Source organism: Brevundimonas sp. (assembly GCF_027484365.1).
In the GTDB taxonomy this organism is placed as follows: Bacteria; Pseudomonadota; Alphaproteobacteria; order Caulobacterales; family Caulobacteraceae; genus Brevundimonas.
The window spans coordinates 17500-37740 of record NZ_JAIXTC010000031.1 but is presented as its reverse complement, the minus strand read 5'-3'; the positions used below and the strand labels follow the sequence as shown (position 1 = coordinate 37740).

25 protein-coding genes are annotated in these 20241 nt (G+C 68.5%); 15 read left to right on the top strand and 10 right to left on the bottom strand.

Annotation, left to right across the window (positions count from 1 at the left end; all coding sequences use genetic code 11):
• Nucleotides 1-12: 12 nt before the first annotated feature.
• Entirely contained in the window at nt 13-381 is a 369-nt protein-coding gene (locus Q0044_RS16445; protein WP_298163697.1) for an acyl-CoA thioesterase, read from the top strand.
• A 43-nt stretch (nt 382-424) separates the two neighbouring features.
• Here Q0044_RS16445 and Q0044_RS16440 read toward each other — a convergent pair whose 3' ends face one another.
• Nucleotides 425-1543, bottom strand: coding sequence for a pentapeptide repeat-containing protein (locus tag Q0044_RS16440; protein WP_298163581.1), 1119 nt, complete (start codon nt 1541-1543; stop codon nt 425-427).
• 99 nt (nt 1544-1642) lie between these two features.
• On the opposite strand from Q0044_RS16440, the gene def reads away from it, so the two are divergent.
• Both def and Q0044_RS16430 read left to right on the top strand, forming a co-directional pair.
• Nucleotides 1643-2215, top strand: coding sequence for a peptide deformylase (gene def, locus Q0044_RS16435; protein ID WP_298163580.1), 573 nt, complete (start codon nt 1643-1645; stop codon nt 2213-2215).
• Nucleotides 2215-2433, top strand: coding sequence for a hypothetical protein (locus Q0044_RS16430; protein ID WP_298163579.1), 219 nt, complete (start codon nt 2215-2217; stop codon nt 2431-2433). The genes def and Q0044_RS16430 overlap by 1 nt, the downstream gene beginning before the upstream one ends.
• Nucleotides 2434-2442: 9 nt before the next feature.
• On the opposite strand, the gene Q0044_RS16425 is transcribed toward Q0044_RS16430, so the two are convergent.
• Nucleotides 2443-3318 (bottom strand): alpha/beta hydrolase, encoded by an 876-nt coding sequence (locus Q0044_RS16425; protein ID WP_298163577.1) that lies wholly within the window; start codon nt 3316-3318, stop codon nt 2443-2445.
• 88 nt (nt 3319-3406) lie between these two features.
• Here Q0044_RS16425 and fmt point away from each other — a divergent pair, with 88 nt between their 5' ends.
• The 6 genes from fmt to Q0044_RS16395 all read left to right on the top strand — a co-directional run bounded on the left by fmt (nt 3407) and on the right by Q0044_RS16395 (nt 8322).
• The gene (gene fmt, locus Q0044_RS16420) at nt 3407-4351 is read left to right on the top strand and encodes a methionyl-tRNA formyltransferase (protein WP_298163576.1); all 945 of its coding nucleotides are present in this window, start codon (nt 3407-3409) and stop codon (nt 4349-4351) included.
• On the top strand, nt 4351-5106 hold the full coding sequence (gene truA, locus Q0044_RS16415) for a tRNA pseudouridine(38-40) synthase TruA (RefSeq protein WP_298163575.1): 756 nt from the start codon (nt 4351-4353) through the stop codon (nt 5104-5106). Before fmt ends, truA begins: the two co-directional genes overlap by 1 nt.
• 31 nt (nt 5107-5137) lie before the next feature.
• Nucleotides 5138-5887, top strand: a complete 750-nt coding sequence (locus Q0044_RS16410; RefSeq protein ID WP_298163574.1) for a DUF72 domain-containing protein — start codon at nt 5138-5140, stop codon at nt 5885-5887.
• A gap of 153 nt (nt 5888-6040) precedes the next feature.
• The gene (locus Q0044_RS16405; RefSeq protein ID WP_298163573.1) at nt 6041-6655 is read left to right on the top strand and encodes a malonic semialdehyde reductase; all 615 of its coding nucleotides are present in this window, start codon (nt 6041-6043) and stop codon (nt 6653-6655) included.
• Between the two features lie 109 nt (nt 6656-6764).
• Nucleotides 6765-7490, top strand: coding sequence for an acetoacetyl-CoA reductase (gene phbB / locus Q0044_RS16400; protein WP_298163572.1), 726 nt, complete (start codon nt 6765-6767; stop codon nt 7488-7490).
• Nucleotides 7491-7539: 49 nt separating this feature from the next.
• Nucleotides 7540-8322, top strand: coding sequence for a DUF4908 domain-containing protein (locus Q0044_RS16395; RefSeq protein ID WP_298163570.1), 783 nt, complete (start codon nt 7540-7542; stop codon nt 8320-8322).
• Between the two features lie 7 nt (nt 8323-8329).
• Here the strand turns inward: Q0044_RS16395 and gloB are convergent, their stop codons facing one another.
• The gene (gene gloB, locus Q0044_RS16390) at nt 8330-9058 is read right to left on the bottom strand and encodes a hydroxyacylglutathione hydrolase (protein WP_298163568.1); all 729 of its coding nucleotides are present in this window, start codon (nt 9056-9058) and stop codon (nt 8330-8332) included.
• A gap of 47 nt (nt 9059-9105) precedes the next feature.
• Between gloB and Q0044_RS16385 the strand changes: the two genes are divergently transcribed.
• The 5 genes from Q0044_RS16385 to Q0044_RS16365 all read left to right on the top strand — a co-directional run bounded on the left by Q0044_RS16385 (nt 9106) and on the right by Q0044_RS16365 (nt 13779).
• The gene (locus Q0044_RS16385) at nt 9106-9885 is read left to right on the top strand and encodes a class I SAM-dependent methyltransferase (RefSeq protein ID WP_298163567.1); all 780 of its coding nucleotides are present in this window, start codon (nt 9106-9108) and stop codon (nt 9883-9885) included.
• Nucleotides 9886-9894: 9 nt separating this feature from the next.
• Nucleotides 9895-10407 (top strand): SixA phosphatase family protein, encoded by a 513-nt coding sequence (locus Q0044_RS16380; RefSeq protein WP_298163566.1) that lies wholly within the window; start codon nt 9895-9897, stop codon nt 10405-10407.
• The gene (locus Q0044_RS16375) at nt 10407-10736 is read left to right on the top strand and encodes a DUF952 domain-containing protein (RefSeq protein ID WP_298163565.1); all 330 of its coding nucleotides are present in this window, start codon (nt 10407-10409) and stop codon (nt 10734-10736) included. The genes Q0044_RS16380 and Q0044_RS16375 overlap by 1 nt, the downstream gene beginning before the upstream one ends.
• Nucleotides 10737-11780 (top strand): quinone-dependent dihydroorotate dehydrogenase, encoded by a 1044-nt coding sequence (locus Q0044_RS16370; protein ID WP_298163564.1) that lies wholly within the window; start codon nt 10737-10739, stop codon nt 11778-11780.
• Between the two features lie 61 nt (nt 11781-11841).
• Nucleotides 11842-13779: an ATP-binding protein gene (locus tag Q0044_RS16365; RefSeq protein WP_298163563.1), complete on the top strand. Its 1938-nt coding sequence runs from the start codon at nt 11842-11844 to the stop codon at nt 13777-13779.
• Here Q0044_RS16365 and Q0044_RS16360 read toward each other — a convergent pair.
• Both Q0044_RS16360 and Q0044_RS16355 read right to left on the bottom strand, forming a co-directional pair.
• A complete protein-coding gene (locus tag Q0044_RS16360) occupies nt 13722-14183 on the bottom strand; it encodes a very short patch repair endonuclease (protein ID WP_298163561.1) in 462 nt (153 codons plus the stop codon). The two genes, Q0044_RS16365 and Q0044_RS16360, sit on opposite strands and share 58 nt — an antisense overlap.
• A gap of 13 nt (nt 14184-14196) precedes the next feature.
• Entirely contained in the window at nt 14197-14682 is a 486-nt protein-coding gene (locus tag Q0044_RS16355) for a peroxiredoxin (RefSeq protein ID WP_298163560.1), read from the bottom strand.
• Nucleotides 14683-14816: 134 nt separating this feature from the next.
• Here Q0044_RS16355 and Q0044_RS16350 point away from each other — a divergent pair, with 134 nt between their 5' ends.
• The gene (locus Q0044_RS16350; RefSeq protein ID WP_298163559.1) at nt 14817-15386 is read left to right on the top strand and encodes a YqgE/AlgH family protein; all 570 of its coding nucleotides are present in this window, start codon (nt 14817-14819) and stop codon (nt 15384-15386) included.
• Here Q0044_RS16350 and Q0044_RS16345 read toward each other — a convergent pair.
• From Q0044_RS16345 to Q0044_RS16325, 5 genes are all read right to left on the bottom strand, one after another.
• The gene (locus Q0044_RS16345; RefSeq protein WP_298163696.1) at nt 15383-17029 is read right to left on the bottom strand and encodes a putative bifunctional diguanylate cyclase/phosphodiesterase; all 1647 of its coding nucleotides are present in this window, start codon (nt 17027-17029) and stop codon (nt 15383-15385) included. The genes Q0044_RS16350 and Q0044_RS16345 overlap by 4 nt on opposite strands.
• A 37-nt stretch (nt 17030-17066) precedes the next feature.
• A complete protein-coding gene (locus tag Q0044_RS16340; protein WP_298163558.1) occupies nt 17067-17654 on the bottom strand; it encodes a GNAT family N-acetyltransferase in 588 nt (195 codons plus the stop codon).
• 186 nt (nt 17655-17840) lie between these two features.
• Entirely contained in the window at nt 17841-19052 is a 1212-nt protein-coding gene (locus Q0044_RS16335) for a M16 family metallopeptidase (protein ID WP_298163695.1), read from the bottom strand.
• A gap of 70 nt (nt 19053-19122) precedes the next feature.
• Complete coding sequence (locus tag Q0044_RS16330; protein ID WP_298163557.1) at nt 19123-19851, bottom strand: SURF1 family protein; 729 nt, start codon at nt 19849-19851, stop codon at nt 19123-19125.
• Nucleotides 19844-20239 carry a DUF983 domain-containing protein gene (locus Q0044_RS16325; RefSeq protein ID WP_298163556.1) on the bottom strand — a complete coding sequence of 132 codons (396 nt, stop codon included), beginning with the start codon at nt 20237-20239 and terminating at the stop codon, nt 19844-19846. Before Q0044_RS16325 ends, Q0044_RS16330 begins: the two co-directional genes overlap by 8 nt.
• Nucleotides 20240-20241: the final 2 nt, after the last annotated feature.

Below are 20241 nucleotides of genomic sequence, written 5' to 3'. Positions count from 1 at the left end.
AAGCCCGACGGCATGCTCGTCGGGCGGGTCATCGCCATGCCGGCCGACACCAACCCCGAAGGCGACATCTTCGGCGGCTGGTTGCTGGCCCAGATGGACCTGGCCGGCTCGACGCCCGCCTTCGACATCGCCCAGGGTCGCTGCGCCACCGTCGCCGTCGACGCCATGGTGTTTCACCAGCCGGTTTCGGTCGGGGACGAGGTGTCCCTGTACGCCACGATCCTGAAGACCGGCCGCACCTCGGTCCGTGTCCGGGTCGAGGCGTGGAAACGGCCGCGTTCGACCCATGAGGTGTCGCGCGTGACTGAAGGCGTCTTTACCTATGTCGCGATCGACGAGGACCGGAAGCCGAGACCGCTGCCGCAGAGCCTGATCGGCTGAGCTGGAATCGCTGCGCGATTCTGCTGATGCCGTGGTTCATGCTCTAGCAGGCGAGATCCAGCTCGAGCGGTCTCGACGCGGTCGGCGGGGGCGTGTCGAAGACGGCGCCGGTCAGGCTGGCGTTGGAAAAGTCTGTCAAGAAAGCCTCGCCGCCGGCCTTGCGGACCGCGCCCATCACGGCACCCGAGAAATCGGCGAAGGCGAGCCGGCAATCGACGAAGCTCGCGCCGCGCAGATCGCATCCCTTGAAGACGGCTCCGCGCAAGTCCGCGTTCCGGAAAGTCGCGCCGGTCAAAAGCGAGCCGGAAAAGTCGATGTCGATGGCGCAGATTCCGCCGGCGCGAAGCCCCGCAAGGCGCCGGTTGGCGAAGGCGTCGGCGGCAGGCCTCACGTCCAGACCGGACAGGTCGGCGAACCGGCCCCTGCGCCCGCCGCTGTCCACCCAGGCCTCGGACTCGTCCAGGGCGGCCCTGACGGCGGCGGCGCCTTCGCGGGCGGAGGCATCGGGATCCCGGACGCAGGTCGCCAGGGCGCGGGAATCGATCCTGACGGTCTCCAGATTGACCCCGGTGAGTATGGTGTCGGCGAACACGCAACCGCGCAAATCCGCCCCGACCAGATCGGCGCCGGCCATGTTCGCCCCGCTGAAATCGGCGCCCTTCAACCGGGCGCCAGCCAGTCGGGCCCGCTTCAGGGAGGCATGCCGCAGATCCACGCCCTGGCTGACGACACCGTCCGGCCCGGCCGTGGGCGCAGGCCGTTCGGGATCGACGGTCCAGACCCGGAACACCCCGTTCGCCTCGACCCGGGCCAGCCGCGCATCGCGCAGATCGGCCCCATCCATCCGCGCGCCGTAGAGCCGGGCCCCGCGCAGGCTGGCCCCCCGCAGGTCGGCGTTGGTCAGGTTGCAGCCGCGCATATCGGTGTCGCGCAGATCGCAGCAGTACAGCTGGGCCGAGGACAGGTCGCTGGCTGCCAGCCTGGCGGCGGCGAGGTTGGACCCCGTCAGGTCCACGCCGCCGAGCGCACGCTTCTGGAGCATGACGCCTCGCAAGCGGATGAACCGCATCACAAGCCGTCGACCGCCCGGTCGTCCGGTCACGAACCGTTCGTGCAGGTCGACGGCGACCGCGATGGCGTGCTTGTGGATGCGATCCGGCATTCCACAGGTCTAGCGTGTCCCGGGTTTCCCAATCGTTCCGGACTCGCCGATTCCCGGCGCAAACTTGACCCTCCCCGCCCTCGCGCCTACCTGACGGCCATGGCCATTCGACGCATCCTGACCATCGACAACGCCGCCGACCTGGCGATCCTGAAGCAGGTGTCCACGCCCGTGGAGGTCGTCGATGACGCGATCCGCGCCCTGATGGATGACATGCTGGACACGATGTACGACGCGCCGGGCATCGGCCTGGCCGCCGTGCAGATCGGCGAATTGCACCGCGTCGTCGTCATGGACCTGGGCGACGGCCCGCTGCCCGAGGGCGCCGAGGCGCCGGCCGAGGGCGAGGAGCCCCGGATCCCCAACCCCCGCTTCATCGTCAATCCGGAGGTCCTGTGGGCCTCGGACGAGACCTACTGCTACGAAGAGGGCTGCCTCTCGATCCCGGAGTATTTCGACGAGGTCGAACGACCCGCCCGCGTCCGCGTCGCCTACCTGAACCGCGAAGGCGAACGGATCGAGGAGGAGATCGAGGGCCTCTACGCCGTCTGCTACCAGCACGAGCTCGATCACCTGAACGGCGTCCTGTTCATCGACCACCTGTCGCGGCTGCGTCGTGACCGGGCCATGTCCAAGGTCAAGAAGACCATGCGCCTGAGAGAGGACGCCTGATGACCCGTTTTCGTGACCGCATCGTCGATCGCTCCGGCCGTCGCCGCCTGACCCGATCGGAAAAGATCGGCCTCGGCTCGGTCGCCACCCTGGTCGGCGTGGCCGCGCTCGGGATGATCGCGGGCGTCCTGCTCGACCGGCTGCTGGTGTTCGACGATGCGCTCGACGCGGGCGGCGAATGGGACGAGGGCGGCGGCGTCTCCACCCGCTGGCAGTAGGCGTCCTGGCTACAGGGACGCGTGAAAATGCTCCGCCAGCCGATCTGCGGCTGCACTGACGATCGAGGGATCATCATAGACGTCGGTCTGACCGCGTGACGCGATCCAGCTGAGGGACGACTCCACGCGCAGGGCTTGATGGAACTTGCGCGCCCAGGCGGGAGACAGTCCGTTTTCGGAATGCACCATCGCTGTCGGAACGGTGATGCGGGGCGCGGCGGCCTGCACATCGAACGGCAGGAAATGTTCTCGCGACATGACCGCCAGCTCATTGCGATATGAAGGAACCGCCGCGCGTCGCGTGTAATAGTCGGTGGTGTCCGTTGTCGTCATCCCGGCATCGCCACTGGTCGCTGCGGCGGGAACCATCAGGACCTCACCGGTCGCATCATAGTGCTCCCGCGCGGCCCCTCCCTGATCGATGCGCGACTGGAACCCCTCCGGGTCGCTTGCGCGCATGGCGTCCGGATCGCGGTAGTAGCCCACGACCATTCCGAGGGCACGGACCTGCGGATTGTTCACTGTCGCCCAGGCGGCATAGCCTGAGCCGAGACACACACCGGCCGCGCCGATCCGTCCGGGATCAATCATGGGGTGGCGCGACAGGGTCATCACAGCCGCTTTCAGATCATCGATCTTGCGGCCTGCATGTTCGTATTGCCGAGGCTCCCCTCCGCTGTCGCCGAAGTGACGAGGATCGATGGCCAGGGCGGCAATCCCGCGTTCCGCGAGCGCCGCAGCGTAGATGCCCGTCACCTGGGTCCTCACGCTGGTCATCGGTCCGCCCACGACGACCCCAGGGAACGGCCCTGCGCCCTTCGGCATATGCAGATCGCCGACGACGACAGACTCCTGCACCTCGAACCTGATGGTCTCCTTGGGCATGCTGTCGCTCCTTTCGATGGAGGTGGCGACATTGCCAACGGATGCAAGGGCGCTTGCCGCTTTTGCAGCCGTCAGGCATCACCCCGCCATGCGCCTCGCCTTCATGGGTACCCCCGAATTCGCCGTGCCGTCCCTGGCCGAGCTCATCGCCTCGGGGCACGACATCGTCGCCGTCTACTCCCAGCCGCCTCGGCCCAAGGGGCGCGGGCAGAAGCTGACCCCGTCGCCCGTCCACGCCTTCGCCGAGGCCATGGGCCTGCCGGTCTTCACGCCAGAGAGCATGAAGGCACAGGACGCCATCGACACCTTCGTCAGCCTCGACCTCGATGCGGCCTGCGTCGTCGCCTACGGCCAGATCCTGAAGCCCGCCGTGCTGGAGGCACCGCGTCTCGGCTGCTTCAACCTGCATGGTTCACTGCTGCCCCGCTGGCGCGGCGCGGCTCCGATCCAGCGCGCCATCATGGCCGGCGATCGGGAGACCGGGGTCCAGATCATGAGGATGTCCGAAGGCCTCGACGAGGGCGCGATCCTGCTCAGCGAGATCCTGCCGATCCAGCGTGACGATACGGCCGCCAGCCTGTCGGAGCGGATGTCGACGGTCGGAGCCACCCTTTGGACCCGGGCCCTGGCGGCCATCGAGCGCGGCGGGGTCACAGAGACCCCGCAGGTCGGCGAACCGACCTATGCAAAGAAGATCTCGCCCGCGGAGGCCCGCATCGACTGGACCCGCCCGGCGGCAGAGATCGACGCCCATATCCGCGGCCTGTCCCCCTTCCCCGGCGCCTGGTTCGAGGCTCCTGGCCCCGACGGTCCGGTGCGGGTGAAGGCCCTGCTCTCCTGCCTGTCCAGCGAGGGCGCCGGCGCGCCCGGAGAACTGCTGGAAGGCGGACTTCTGATCGCCTGCGGCCTGGACTCTGAAGGAAGAAGGGGAGCCGTCCGCCTGCTTAAGGTCCAGCGCGAGGGCAAGGCGCAGTCGTCGCCCGCCGACTTCCTCAACGGTTTCGCCCTGCCGGTCGGGACGATCCTGGGCTGATGCCCCGCTACCGGCTGGACATCGAATACGACGGCGGACCCTACAACGGCTTCCAGGCCCAGGACGGCCAGCCGACGATCCAGGGCGCGATCGAGACGGCCATCCACGGCTTCTGCGGCCAGACTGTGCGGATCGCCGCCGCAGGTCGCACCGACTCCGGCGTCCATGCCACCGGCCAGGTCGCCCATGTCGATCTGGACAGGGACTGGCCCGCCGCCACGGTCATGAACGCCCTGAACGCCCACCTGATCCGGGAAGGCGTGGCCATCCTCGACTGCCGGACCGTGGCCGACGACTGGCACGCCCGCTTCTCGGCGACAGGGCGCAAATACCTCTATCGCATCCTCAACCGCCCGGGCCGTCCGGCGCTGGAGCGGGGCAAGGTCTGGCATGTGCGCAAGGCTCTGGACGCCGAGGCGATGCAGGCGGGGGCGCACCACCTGATCGGCCACCATGACTTCACCACCTTCCGCGACCTGGCCTGCCAGTCGAAGTCGCCGGAAAAGACCCTCGACGTCGCCCGCGTCACCCGGGTCGGGGAGGAGGTGCATCTGGTGTTCGAGGCCCGGTCGTTCCTGCATCGCCAGGTCCGCTCCATGGCCGGCACCCTCGTCGAGGCCGGTCTCGGCCGCTGGTCGCCAGACGACGTCAGGGCCGCGCTTGAGGCGAAGGACCGCACCGCCTGCGGGCCGGTCGCGCCTTCGGACGGTCTGTACCTGACCGGCGTCGACTACGAGGTCCGGTCCCCGCTTTGACGCTCGCCTGAGCCGATGCGACAACCTCTGCATGAGCGGAAAAATCCACATCGGCATCGGCGGCTGGACCTTCGAACCGTGGCGCGGCGTCTTCTATCCGTCGAACCTGACCCAGAAGCGCGAGCTCGAATATGCGTCGCGGGCCCTGACCTCGATCGAGATCAACGGCACCTACTATTCGACGTTCAAGCCGGACAGCTGGCTGAAATGGCGCGACGAGACGCCCGAGGGCTTCGTCTTCTCGGTCAAGGCCAGCCGGTACTGCACCAACCGCAAGGTCCTGTCCGAGGGCGGCGAGAGCTTCGCGCGGTTCCTCGACCAGGGCCTGACCCTGCTGGGCGACAAACTGGGGCCGATCAACTGGCAATTCATGGGGACCAAGAAGTTCGATCCCGAGGACTTCGAGGGTTTCCTGAAGCTGTTGCCGAAGGAGAAGGACGGCGTCCGCCTGAGGCACGCGCTTGAGGTCCGCAACCCGACCTTCGCCACCCCACAGTTCTATGATCTGGCCGCGAAATACGGCGCCGCCATCGTTTATGCCGTCGACGACGAGGAGCCGACCTGGCCGCAGATCGACGAGCCGACCGCCGACTTTACCTATGCCCGCCTGATGTCCAGCCGCGAGGACGAACCGACCGGCATGACCTCGGCCGAACTGGACGCGGTCGCACATCAGACACAGGCCTGGGCCGGGCGAGGCGAGGTTTTCGCCTATTTCATCTCGGGCGCGAAGGTGCGGAATCCGGCCGCGGCTCAGGCCCTGATCGAAAGGGTCAGATAGCCGCCGGCGCCTGTCGCGAAGGCCCACAACAGGCCTCGCCGAGACAGTCAATTGTGTAACCGCAGTTGATGCGAATAGACTTGAACGCGGTCGTACCTCTCCCCTTATATGCAACCGCAGCTGCTGCAGTTGTAGATTTAAGGGGTTTTCCAGATGGCTTTCGACTCTCTTTCCGCCCGTGACGTTCCGCTGGGCGACGCGGCCCTGGCCCAGATCTTCACCGAGGCCCGCACGCGAAACGGCTGGACCGACCGGCCTGTGCCGGTCGAGCTGCTCCACCGCCTGTATGACCTGACCAAATTCGGCCCTACGGCGGTGAACAACACCCCCGCCCGCTTCGTCTTCGTCACGTCGCCGGAGGCCAAGGCGCGTCTGGCGCCGCTCATGAGCGAGGGCAACCGGGCCAAGACAGCCCAGGCCCCGGTCACGGCCATCATCGGCTACGACATGAATTTCCACGATCACCTGCCGCAGCTGTTCCCGCACGCCCCGGGCGCCCGCGACTGGTTCGGCGAAGAGAACGGTCGCCGTGAGTCCGCCTTCCGCAACTCGTCGCTTCAGGGCGGTTACTTCCTGCTGGCCGCCCGTGCCCTGGGCCTGGACGTCGGTCCGATGTCCGGCTTCGATCCGGCAGGGGTGAAGGCGGAGTTCTTCCCCGAAGGCGATATCGAACCGAACTTCATCGTCAATCTCGGCTACGGCAACGACGACAACCTGTTCCCGCGCAGCCCCCGGCTGGCGTTCGACGAGGCCGCGCGGATCGTCTGACGGATCAAGCCGTGAAACATCGGCTTTCCGAGCCATCCGCCTCAGTCTAGTGTTTTCCCTGACAAAGGCCGCGCAGCAGACGGGGCCGTCAGGGAAAACAGGAACGCACATGGCTCGAGTGGCTCTCGTCACGGGTGGAACCCGCGGTATCGGCAAGGCAATCGTCCAGCGGCTGAAGGAGGACGGCATGTCCGTCGCCGCCGGCTATTCGGGCAATATGGACGCGGCCGAGGCCACGGCCCGCGAGCTGGGCGTGATGGTGGTGAAGGGCAATGTCGGTTCCTACGATGACTGCGCCCGCGCCGTCGCCGACGTCGAGGCCGAGCTGGGCCCCATCGACGTCCTGATCAACAACGCCGGGATCACCCGCGACGGCTTCTTCCACAAGATGTCGTCGGACCAGTGGTCGGACGTCATCCGGGTCAATATGGACAGCGTCTTCAACATGACGCGCCAGGTGATCAACGGCATGCGCGACCGGGGCTTCGGCCGGATCGTCAACATCTCCTCGATCAACGGCCAGAAGGGCCAGATCGGCCAGACCAACTATTCGGCGGCCAAGGCCGGGATGATCGGCTTCACCAAGGCCCTGGCCCTCGAGAACGCGCGCAAGGGCGTGACCGTCAACTGTATCGCGCCCGGCTATATCGATACCGAGATGGTCGGCGCCATGGACGAAAAGGTGCTGGCCGGCATCATCGCCCAGATCCCCGTCGGACGGCTGGGCAAGGGCGAGGAGATCGCCGACATGGTGTCCTGGCTGTCCGGGGAGCGTGCCGGATATGTCACAGGCTGCACACTGTCGCTGAACGGCGGTCAATACCTGGTCGGCTGACTTTTCGTCGCCCAAAATCCGCCGCGCACTCCGCGCAACAGTTTCCGCCATGAGTTCAAGGGTCAGGCACGAGACGGCGCCATCGCCGATCCCGGCGACGATGGCGTTCGCCGTCGTCGTTCTGGCGGTCTTGTTCGCCTCGACCGCCGAGGCCCAGGTGCGGAGCAACGCCCAGGCCGAGCAGAACCGGTCGTTCCAGAACGACAGCCAGCGCGGCCTGCCGGCCAACGGCCTCTATGCCTCCGACGTAGGCGAACGGTTCATCTTCGACGGCCGTGGCACGCGTCCCCTGTTCCGGTTCGAGCGCCGGGAAGAAACCTGGGTGCTGCGGTCAACGCCGGCGCCGCGCGGCGACGTCATCTATCGCAACGATGCCGGGGCCCAGATCCTGCGCGTCACGCCTGACGGCGGACTGACCCTGTATACGACCCGGACGCCGAACGGCTCTCCGGCCTCACGCATCGGCGCGGCCCCGGCGCTGGAGTTGCCGACGCTCGGCCCGATCCGTCTGTTCACCCTGATGAACCAGCGCGGCAGCCTCGTGAGCCAGGCCCTGGGCCGACTGATCGTGATCAACCTGACCGGCGAACAGTCCGAGGCCCTGATGGTCGACGCCCTGATCGTGACCACCGAGGCGGTCATCCGCATGGCCCGCACCCCGACCTTCCGCGACCGGGTCAACGGGCTCCGCAGCATCACCCTGGTCGAGGGACCGCGCAGTTCGGTGACCTTCGCGCGCGGCGACCTGCGGGTCGTCGTCAATCCGTCCGACGGCCAGGCCGGACGCCCGTCGTCCTCCAGCATCATCCGGGCCGTCGCGCCCCGGGAGTAACCGGGGATCAGCCGGCGAAGCTGTCCTTCGCCGCCCGCCGCCGGGCGAACGCCTCCGCATTTCCGGCCGTCAGGAACGGGTTGAAGGCCCGCTCGATCTTCATCGTCGTCGGCACAGTCGGCTCGCCCCGTTCACGCGCCGCGAAGATGGTCTGAGCATGCGCCGCCGCCTCGGGACGGTCGTCGACGCTCAGTGTGAAGCGGGCGTTGGCGGCGGTGTATTCATGAGCGCCGTACAGCACCGTCTCATCGGGCCAGGCGAGCAAACGGCCCAGACTGTCCCACATCTGCTCCGGCGTACCCTCGAACAGCCGCCCGCAGCCGAGCGGGAACAGGGTGTCCCCGGTGAAGGCGATGGCGTCGGCCGCCGAGCGGAACACCACATGGCCCAGGGTATGTCCCGGCGTCGCCGTCACATGCAGGGGCGTCCTGCCGATCATGACCAGATCGCCCTCCTCCACCACCCGATCCAGCGGCGCGACCTTTCGCACCTCTTCCGGACCCCAGATGTCGCATCCGGTCTCGGCCTGAAGCCGGGCGTTTCCCTCGGTATGATCGGGGTGCCAGTGGGTGTTGATGATCCGCTCGAGCCTGCCCCAGCCGAGGCTGGCGATCCCGTCGAGGATCACCTGGGCGTCCGGCGTGTCGATGGCCGCGACCGTCCCCGTCGCCTCGTCCCGGGCCAGGAAGGCGTAGTTGTCGGTCCGCGCCGGGAATAGGTGAACGGTCAGGGGCATGGCGTCGTCCTTGGTTCGGTAGGCCTCATGGCCATATAAGCCTCGTCATGCGTCGCGCCATCGAAGACCTGCGATCCTTCTACGGCGAACCGACCGGGGCGCTCGTGCGTCGCCTGCTGGCCAAGCGGCTGGAGGACGCCTGGGGCGAGGCTCCCGGCTGCGACGTTCTCGGCATTGGATACGCCACGCCCTGGCTCGACGCCTTCGTCGGCGCCCGTCGGGTCATCGCAGCCATGCCCTCCGGACAGGGGGTCGAGATCTGGCCGGCCATCGGCCGCAATCGCACACTTCTGGTCGACGACAAGCGCCTTCCCTTCCCGGCCGGATCCTTCGACCGCGTGCTTCTGGTCCATGCGCTGGAGGAGGCGGACGACCCGACCCAGCTGCTGACCGAGGCCGTGCGCGCCCTCGCTCCCGCCGGGCGAATCATCCTCGCCGCCGCCGCCCGGGGCGGCATGTGGGCACGCGCCGAGAGCACCCCCTTCGGCCACGGCCGCCCCTTCACCCGGGGACAGCTGGAGCGGCTGGTCCGCGCCGCCGGACTGGAACCCACCGCCTGGTCCCAGACCCTCTATGTCCCGCCATGGACGCCGCTGCTGGGCTTCGCTGACGGGTTCGAGCAGGTCGGTCGCCGCATCGCGCCGGGGACGGCCGGGGTCATCCTGCTGGAGGCGACACGTCAGGCCTATGCCCGGCTCACCCCGAGCGGCTCGGTCCGGCGCGTTCGTGCCGAGGCGCCCGGCCTGCAGCCGCAGCCGGTCACCCGTGGCCCCCTTATGCCCGATCCTGTGCCTCACGGACTGGATAGAGACGCCGAACCCGGCTAAGCGCGGGCCATGCACCGCCTGATCCTGATGCGCCATGCGAAGACCGAGCGACTGGCCGGGTCCGGCCTCGACCGCGACCGCGCCCTGACGCCCCGAGGGCTCGACGACGCCGCCCTGATGGGACGGATCCTGGCCGACAAGGGCCTGCGTCCTGACCTCGCCCTGGTGTCGTCCGCGACCCGCACGCGCCAGACCTGGGACGTGATGCACGACACCTTCGGCGACGTTGAGGTCCGCATCGAACCCCGTCTCTATGACGCCTCCACCGACACCATCCGCCGCCTGGTCGAGAGCCTTGAGGACTCGACGGGCTGCCTTCTGATCCTGGCCCACAATCCCGGCGTCCAGCTTCTGGCTCTGGAATATCTGACCGAGAGTGCTGCGTCCCCGTCCGTACTCGACCGGATGGCGGGCGGATTTCCAACCGGCGCCGCGGCCATCTTCGAGGTCGATGTCGCGGGCCGCTGTGGCTACGACGGATTCCTGACGCCCAAGGCCTTCGGCGGCGGAGCGGAAGACTGATGACCGAGCCCCTCGCCTACAAGATCGTCGACGCCGCCGAGTGGCGCGAGGCCGTGGCCGAGGGCGCCTACGCAGGATCCGCCGTCGATCTCGCCGACGGCTACATCCATCTCTCGACCGCCGGCCAGCTGGATGAGACGGCGCGCAAACACTATGCCGGGCGCGCGAACCTGATGCTGCTCACCGTCGATCTGGCCGCACTCGAAGACACGATCGTCTGGGAGCCTTCGCGGGGCGGCGCCCTGTTCCCGCACATCTACGGCCCCCTGCCGGTCAGCGCCGTCACCGAGGCCACCGCCTATTCCCCTCCCCCGACGGCGGAGGCCTAGATGCCGGTCCCCGATTTCGGCGCGGCCATCCTGCGCAATCTCGATCCGGAGACGGCGCATGGCCTGGCCATCGCCGCCCTGAAGACCGTCCCTCTGCCGTCTACCCGGGCCGACGACACGATCCTGGCGACGCGGATCGCAGGATTGAGCCTGTCCAACCCTGTCGGTCTCGCCGCAGGTCTCGACAAGAATGGAGAGGCGCTGCACGGCCTGTCCCGTCTGGGCTTCGGCTTCATCGAATGCGGCTCGGTCACACCCCTGCCCCAGGCCGGAAACCCGAAACCGCGCCTGTTTCGCCTGTCGCAGGACCGGGCCATCATCAACCGGATGGGTTTCAACAACGCCGGGCTGGAGGCCTTCGCCGACAACCTGTCGCGTCGTCCCGACGCCGTGGTCGGGGCCAATCTGGGGGCCAACAAGGACACGGAAGACCGCGCCGCCGACTATGTCGCCGGCCTGCGTCGCCTCGCCGGCCTGAGCGACTATTTCACGATCAACATCTCCTCGCCCAACACGCCGGGCCTGCGCGCCCTTCAGGGTCGCGAGGCACTCGACGACCTGCTCGGCCGCATCGCCGAGGCCCGGACCACGCCCGCTCCGGTCTTCCTCAAGATCGCGCCGGACCTGACCTCGGCGGAGATCGCGATGATCGTCGAGGCGGCCCTGGCCCACGGAATCGACGCCCTGATCGTCTCCAACACCACCCTCGACCGTCCGGACAGCCTGACCTCGCCCGATCGGGGCGAGACCGGTGGTCTCAGCGGCGCACCGCTTCGCGGCAAGGCCCTGGCCGCACTGCGCGATGCGGCCGAGGCGGCCCAGGGCCGTCTGCCCCTGATCGGCGTCGGCGGCATCGCCTCGGGCCAGGACGCCTGGGAGCGCCTCCGGGCCGGGGCGAGCGCCATTCAGATCTATTCCGCCCTCATCTACGACGGTCCTGGACTTGTGGGCCGGATCAAGCGCGATCTGGCGGCCCGCATGCGCGCCGAAGGTTTTTCCAGCATCGCCGATACGGTTTCAGCGGGTCCGTTGACGGAGCGTTAGGGGCGACGCGCCATAGTCTCCCGATACGTGGCGTAAGACCGCGTGTTTTGTCGGGGGCGCGATGTCGGAGGCTGATACGAACGCGGCGCCGACGTGGGCGACAGCGATACGCCGCCGCCGCAAGGCCCTGCTGCAACGTCTGGCCATGGGCGTGGCCACAGCCATGGTCTTCAGCCCCCTCTTCGGCTGGACCTTCTCGGGCCTGTGGGTCGGCGCCTATTTCGCGATCCAGTTGGCGGACCTGCTGGTCTTCGCCCCCATCAACAGCGGCAAGGCTGAGCGGATGGGCCCCGTCCGGTCCGCTGCGGGCCTGGTCATGCTGTTCCTGAACGCCGCCGCGTTCGGCAGTCTTTCGATCCCGCTGTGGCTGACCGGCGGTCCCATGGGCGGGGTCTGCGCCGCCGTCCTGGGCGCCGCAGGCGCCATCTACGGCGTGATCAATTCTCCGCGCTCGAAACAGGTTCTGGCGATCACCGTCACACCGCATTTCCTCTATATGCTGGCCACGCCGGCCTGGATGGCCTGGTACGGCGCTCCGACCCATTTCGTGACCGCCGCCGCGATCGCCTTCCTGGTGTTCGGCGCCTACTGTCTGTCGACCTGGCAGCGCATGAACCAGGCGGCTGATGCCGAGAGCGCCGCCCGACTGGATGCGGACCGCCGTCGCGGCGAGGCCGAACGGGTTATGGCCAGTCGTTCCGTCTTCCTCGCCACCGTGGGCCACGACCTTCGCACCCCGATCAGCGCCATCCTTACCGGCGCGGCAGAGCTGGAGCGTGGCGCCGTCGACGGCGCTGCCCGCGCCCAGGCCGCCCTGATCACCGACGCCGGCATCATGATGAAGGCCCTGCTCGACGATCTGCTGGACCACGCCAAGCTCGACGCCGGCCGGATGCAGGTCGAAAACACCGACTTCAACCTCCGCGGCCTGATCGCCCAGACCCTGATGTTCTGGCAAGGTGAAGCTCGCGCCAGGGGCCTGACCCTTCGGGTCGAGGGCGCCGCCAGTGTTCCGCACTCGGTCAAGGGCGACCCGATGCGTCTGCGCCAGGTCCTGAACAACCTCATCTCCAACGCGATGAAGTTCACAAGCGAGGGCTCGGTCACCCTGCGCCTGTCGGCCTGGTTCGAGGAACCCGCGCAGTACGCCATTCTGATCGAGGTGGCCGACACCGGTCCCGGCATGACGAGCCAGCAGCTGTCCCGCCTGTTCACTCCGTTCGACCAGACCACCGAGGGCGTCAGCGCCCGCCACGGAGGCACGGGTCTCGGCCTCAGCATCAGCCGTGACCTCGCCGAACTGATGGGCGGCCGTCTGACCGCCCGCAGCCGTCCGGGCGAGGGCGCCGCCTTCACTCTCTCGCTGCTGATGCCGCGCGGCGACGCCACGGATGGCGCACCCAGGGGCTTCAACGAGGAAAGCCGGGGCGACATCGTCCGCAGCCTGGCCCCCCGCGCGCCCCGCCCGGCCATCCCCGTCCCGGTGCCGCTGCCGGCACAGGCCGAGGAAGCCCCGCTGCCGGTGGTCGACCTGGAGACCGAGGCGCCACCCGTCGAGAGCGGCCATGACGTCGATGAGGACGCCGAACGTCCCCTGCGCGTCCTCGTCGTCGACGACCACGACATCAACCGCCGCGCGGTGGAGCTGATTCTCGCCCCGCTGGGCTGCGATATCGCGACGGCTGCCGACGGCCTCCTGGCTCTGGCCCAATGCGAGGCCTCGACCTTCGACGTGATCTTCATGGACGTGCGGATGCCGGAGCTGGATGGTCGAGAGACCACCCGCCGGCTGCGCGCAGGCGGCGGGCCGAATGCCGCGATCCCGGTGATCGCCGTCACCGCCGACACCTCGCCCGACGATATCGCCGCCTGCATGGCCGCCGGGATGACCTATTTCGTTTCAAAACCCCTGACGCCCGCCGCCCTGCTCGGCGCCCTCAGTCACGTGCTGGCGGGTGAGGCCTCCGACGCCGAACCGGCTGACACCGTGGCCGCCTGACCGGTCACCCTGGCCACCAGGTTCGCCGCTGCACCCGGCGACTTCAGTTCACATTCCCAGACCGTGACCACGCGCCAGCCGTCGTTGGTCAGTCCGTCCACGACCTGACGATCCCTGGCGACGTTCCTGGTCAATTTGGCGGTCCAGTAACCGGCATTGGCCTTGGGTTTTCGCGAGCCGCGCGGGCAGTCGTGTCCATGCCAGAAGCAGCCGTGCACAAAGGCGACGGTCCGCCTCCCGTGCATCACGATGTCCGGCTTGCCGGGCAGGCCTCGCCCGCCCAGCCGATAGCCGATCCCGGCGGCCCGCAGCATCCTGCGCACCGCGATCTCGGGCGCGGTGTCGCGCCCCTTGACCCGACGCATGACGGCGCTGCGCTTCTCCGGAGAGAAGACGTCCGTCACGCGCCGTCAGCCCTTACAGCTGGGCCAGCAGATGCTCGGCCGACGAAACCTTGAACTCGCCGCCCTGTTCGATGTTCAGCTGGGTGACGACGCCGTCCTTGACCAGCATCGAGTACCGTTGTGACCGCTCGCCCATGCCGAAGCCGCGCGCGTCGAGCACGAGGCCCAGGGTGCGGGTGAAGTCCCCCGAACCGTCGGCCAGCATGACCACGTCGTCCGGCGTCAGGCTCTGGCTCTCGGCCCAGGCATTCATGACGAAGGCGTCGTTGACGGACAGGCAGGCGATCACGTCCACGCCCTTGTCCGCGAGCGCCGACTTGTTGTCGACATAGCCCGGCAGGTGGCGCGCCGAGCAGGTCGGGGTGAAGGCGCCGGGCACGGCGAACAGGGCGACGGTCCGGCCCTTGAAGAACTCGTCCGTCTGGACGGGTTTAGGACCTTCCGGCGTGCCCTGCGACAGGGTGGCCGAGGGGATGCGGTCGCCGATCTGGATCGTCATGGAGGGCTCCGGGAGGTTTTGAAAGAGGCGCGTGCGCCGACGTCGGTCAGATAGGCGCACCGCAGGCCCGCGCCAAGCACGATCGTGATCCACATCGCCTTGCGAAACGGCGCGCTCGCACCGATCATTCGGTCATGGACGATTTCCAATCCCTCGCCGGCCGGCTGCTGATCGCCATGCCGGGCATCGGCGACCCCCGTTTCGAACATGCCGTCATCCTGGTCTGCGCCCACCGGCCGGACCATGCGATGGGCGTGCGTGTCGACCGCCCGGCCCCCGGGATCGACCTCAAGGCCGTCCTGACCACGCTGTCGGTCAATGCGCCCGACGCCTCCGAAGGTCGCCCCGTTATGGTCGGCGGCCCCGTCGAGAAGGAACGCGGCTTCGTGCTGCACACCGACGACTGGATGATCGACGACACCTCGACGCGGTTCGGCACGGGCCTGGCCCTGACCGGAACGCGAGAGGCCCTGGCCGCCATGACGGACCCGCTCGCCGGCCCGCGCCGCTCGACCCTGCTGCTCGGCTATGCCGGCTGGGGCGACGGTCAGCTGGAGGAGGAGCTGGGCGAGAACGTCTGGCTGACGGCGGACGCGGATCTCGACCTGCTGTTCGACACCGACTTCGACACCAAATGGTCCCGCGCCCTGGCCGGGCTCGGTGTCGACGCGGCGATGCTGTCGGGGCAGTCGGGACGGGCCTAGCCCGACCGCGCCTTCAGTGGCGCGACGCCGTCGGACAGGCTTTCGTTCAGATAGACCTCGGCCTCCTGGGCCGGCAGGGCGGGTGCATAGCCGAAGCCCTGGCCGTAGTGGCACTGGGCGTCGAGCAGCAGGGCCGCCAGTCCGGCGTTCTCCACCCCCTCGGCGACGACTTCGAGCGACAGATCGCGTCCCAGGTTGACGACCGATTTGACGATCTTCGCCGACCCCTCGTCCTTGTCCATGGTCAGCACGAAATAGCGGTCGATCTTCAGCGTATCGAACGGCAGTCGCGCCAGATACGACAGGGACGAGAAGCCCGTGCCGAAGTCGTCCAGCGCCAGCGAGGCCCCGACGTCCTTCAGCTTCTGCAGGATCACGGCGGCGGTCGCCGTGTCGCGCATGATGTCGCCCTCGGTGACCTCCAGCTTCAGCGCGCCTCGCGGCAGGCCGGTCTCCTGGATCACACGGGCCACATCCTCGACGAGGTTCGGCCGTTCGATCTCGCCGACCGACAGATTGACGCTGCAGAACAGCTTGCCGGCCGAGGGGTGGCGCTTCAGCCACTCCGCCAGCTGACGCGCCGACTGGGTCATCATCATCAGGCCCAGATCGTTCATCAGGCCCATCTCGTCGGTCAGGCCCAGGAACTCGTCCGGCGGCACGAGACCGCGCTTGGGGTGACGCCAGCGGGCCAGGGCCTCGAACCCGGCCACCGCCCCGGTGTTCAGGTTCACGATCGGCTGGAAGAAGGGTTCGATCTCGCCGCGCACGAAGGCGTTGCGCAGGTCGGCCTCGAGCGCGAGACGGCTGAGGCTGTCCGATTCCATCGCCCGGCCATAGGCGGCGGCCCCGCCGCGTCCGGCCTTCTTGGCTGCACAGACGGCCAGTTCGACCCGGCGCAGAAGCTCGGCCGCGTCGGGCGCGTCGGGCCCGCCCTCGAAGGTCACGGACCCGATCGAGACGGTCGGATAGATGTCGAAGCCCGCGACCCGGAGCGGCTGCTCCAGCGCCTCCCTGAGCCGATCGGCGGCATTGCCGACGCCGCGCGGCACCAGGACGGCGAACTCGTCCTCGCCGATCCGTGCGGGATTGGCGTCGAACGAGAAGGCGGCGGCCATCCGCGACCCGAGGGCCGAGATCACCATGTCCGTGCGCTCGTGGCCCAGGGCCTCATTGAGCCGACGCAGCCGGTCGATGTCGGCGACCACCATGTCGTACTCGCCCGGCGTGGTCAGGGTCTCGGCGGCGCGTCCGAGGAAGCTCCTGCGGTCCAGAAGGCCCGTCAGCAGATCCTTGTCGGACCCGGCGATCTTGGTCTCCAGCGCCACCATCCCGGCGGCCCGCAGCCCGTCCTCCAGCCAGACGCCGCGCCACAGACAGGTCTCGGACCCTCGCATACGCAGGCGAATGGCGACCTCGGTCCCCTCGGCGGCGGGCTTGAGGATGCGCTCCGCCAGCGACCGGTCCTGCGGCAGGGCGAGAGCGATGAAGGCCGCACCGGAACACTCCGGCGCCAGAGGACCCAGGCCCAGGGAGCGGGTCGCCCCAGTGAACCGGATCTGGTCGTCGGCCGGGGTCCAGATCCAGAGGGCGGAATCAGCGGCGGCCAGCGCCTCGATGGCCGTGGTCGCGTCCCAGGTCATGGTGCGGGGTCGCGGGGTCACGGGTGCAGGCGTTCCTTCAGGACACGGCGACGTCGTCCGACACCAGGCCGAACAGAACATGATCTGCCCATGCGCCGTTAATTTTGAGATAAGCCCGGGCCTCGCCCTCCTTCACGAAGCCGGATTTCTCGAGCACGCGGCGCGAAGCGGTGTTGGTCGGCAGGCAGGACGCCTCCAGCCGATGCAGGCGCGCAGAGCGGAAGGCGAACCCCGTCATCGCCCGAACGGCCGCCGTCGCCACCCCGCGTCCGGCGAACGGTTGTCCCACCCAGTAGCCGAGTGTCCCGGTCTCGGCGACGCCACGCCTGACGTTCGACAGGGTGATGGCGCCCATCAGGGTCCGCCCGTGCGCATCGAAGACGAAGAACGGCCAGGCGTGGCCCAGCTCCATCTCGCGCGCATAGACTCCCAGCCGGCGGCGATAGGCCGCCCGGGTCAGATCGTCGTCGGGCCAGGACGGCTCCCACGGCTGAAGATAGTCCCGCGAATGTTCCCGAAGGTCGGCCCAGGCCGAATAGTCGCCCGTACGCGGCGGACGCAGCAGGACGCCCACGCCCTCGACTACGGGAGCGGTCGCATCCGTCATCCAGTCCAGCAGTGCCATGGGAGGAGACTAGACCACTCCCTCTCCCGTTGGGAGAGGGCTTGAGACTCGCAGAGCGAAGCGATGCGCCTTAGCCGAAAGGGTGAGGGCCGTGCGGTTCCGGTGAGGGTCGCCCCTCACCCTTTCGCGCAACAACGACGGCTTCGCCGCCGTGCGCTCAATCCCTCTCCCAACGCGAGAGGGGTGTCACTGCGCCACTCTCTCCACGAACGCCCGCCCCGCCGGCGCCGCCGCCTTCGGACCCAGAACCGCCGTCGCGGCCTTTCCTGACGCCAGAATCCGCTCCCCGACAGCCCTCAGGTCGGCAACGGTGGCCGCCTCCATCCGGGCGGCCGTATCGTCCGACGGCACGGGCGCGCCGAACATGAGGGTCTGGGCCGCATTCCGCCCCGCCCGGCTTGCGGGGCTCTCGTCCGACATCCACAGACCGCCCTTGAGCACTGCCTTGGCGCGCAACAGTTCGGCGTCTGTCGGTCCCTTGAGGGTCAGATCCCGCATCTCATCTGCGCAGACCCGGGCCAATTCAACCGCCCGGTCCGTTGCGGCCCCGGCGTAGATGCCCAGCACCCCGCCGTCGTCATAGGGCTCCTGATAGGCGTCGATCGCATAGGCCAGGCCGCGCTCCTCGCGCGCGCTCTGGAACAGACGCGACGCCATGCCCCCGCCGAGGATTTCCGTGAACAGCCTCAGCGCCGGAATGCCCGCATCGCCCGCCGCCAGGGAGGGCAGCTGGAACACCAGGTTGGCCTGTTCGATCTTGCGCGACAGGGCCGCCGTGCCGCCGACGAAGGTCGCGGGCTCCGGCGCATCGGCGGGCCGGGCCACGGCGTCGCCGAACCAGCGCTCGGCCAGGGCCAGAAGCTCGGTCTCGTCGACCGCGCCGGACACCGCCACCACCATACGGTCGGGCGAATAAAGGCGTGCGCGCCAGTCTCCGATGGTCGTGCGGTCAACCGGCTTCAGACTGTCGATCGAACCCAAAATCGGGCGGCCGAGCGGCTGGCCGGCAAAGGCCTGCGTCTGGGCCATCTCGAAGACATGGTCGTCGGGTGTGTCGAAGGCCTCGGCGATCTCCTGGGCCACGACGTCCTTCTCGCGTTCGATCTCCGCGGCGTCGAGCGTAGGGCGGAAGACCAGATCCGACACGATCTGCATGGCGAGCGCCAGCGATCCGTGCAGGGCCCGCACCTCGAAACTGGTCCGCTCATAGCCGGTGGCGGCGTTGATCGACCCGCCCTCGGCCTCGATCCGCTCGACGATGTCGCGCGCGCCCATGTCGCCGGCGCCCTTGAAGACCAGATGTTCGAGAAGATGGGACCAGCCGGAGCGGCTCTCGGGTTCCCACCGCGCCCCGCCCCTGACCGCCACGGTCAGGGCCAGGGTGCGCAGACCGGGCATGGGGTCGCAGACGACGCGGACGCCATTGGAAAGCGTATGCAGGGTGGCGGTCAGGAGGGTTTCCTTTTCCCTATCGCTCTGCACGCGGTGCGGAGCGGCTTGAGGGAGACTTTCGGCGACGAACGAGCACGGCCACATAGAAACCCGCGAGGGCCAGCGCCAGTCCGTACCAGGTCAGGGCATAGCCGAGATGGTTGTTCGAGAAGGCCGCCGGCGGGGCCGAGGCGACCAGGGCCCCGATCTCCGGATTGGGCGAGGTCAGGGCGAACAGGGTGAACTCCGACGGGGGAGCCGCTCCGAGCTGTGCCGCGATCGCTGCGTTGTCCCGTCCGTAGAAGCGGCCGTGATCCGGCACCGGGGTCATGCCGCCGGGCGGAGGCGAGCGCCTGAGCTCCACCGCCATGGCCAGCGGCAGGGTCGAGGCGAGCACGCGCGGCCGCTGCGGAACACTGTCGCCCACGAAACCGCGATCGACGAGGAAGGTCTGGGTCATCCCCTCGGGCACGCAGGCCGAGATGAGCCGGCTGCCGGGCTCCCCGTCATGGATCGACTGAAGCTCGACATAGGCGGCGGTCGGCAGGCCGCGACACACCACCAGCGCCTTGCGGAATTCCGGATCGGCGGCGGTCAGGACCTCGGAAAGGGGCGCGGGCGGCAGTTGGGCGGCGGCCTCGGCCTGGGCGATAAGCCCGTCCTTCCACGACAGCCGTTGCATCTGCCATGTCCCGAGCCCGCAAAGGACGAGGACGCAGGCCGCGAGGAACAGCGTCAGCAGGATGGGGAAACGCGTCTCAGTCATCGGTGCGCGCCTGGCCGGCGCGGTTGCGCATCTGCAAGGCGATCATCACCCCCTTGCCGGGCCGCATCAGCCCCAGCGACAGGCCGACGACCAGCGGCAGGGCGACGATCAGCATGGCCCAGATCGGCGGGGCATAGGCGATCTGGACGAACAGAGCCCCGAACACCACCAGGCCGCCGGAAATCTGCATGATGAAGATGGCGGCACCGTCGCCGGTGTTCAGCCGCGCGAAATCGAAGCCGCAGACGGCGCAGCGTTCCACCACCTTCAGGAAGCCGGAGAACAGCGGACCCTTGCCGCAGTTCGGGCAGCGGCAAAGCAAACCGGCGCGGATCGGGTCGATCCGCGCCGGCTCGGGAGTGTCAGGCTGGATCGGACCGCTGTCCAAGT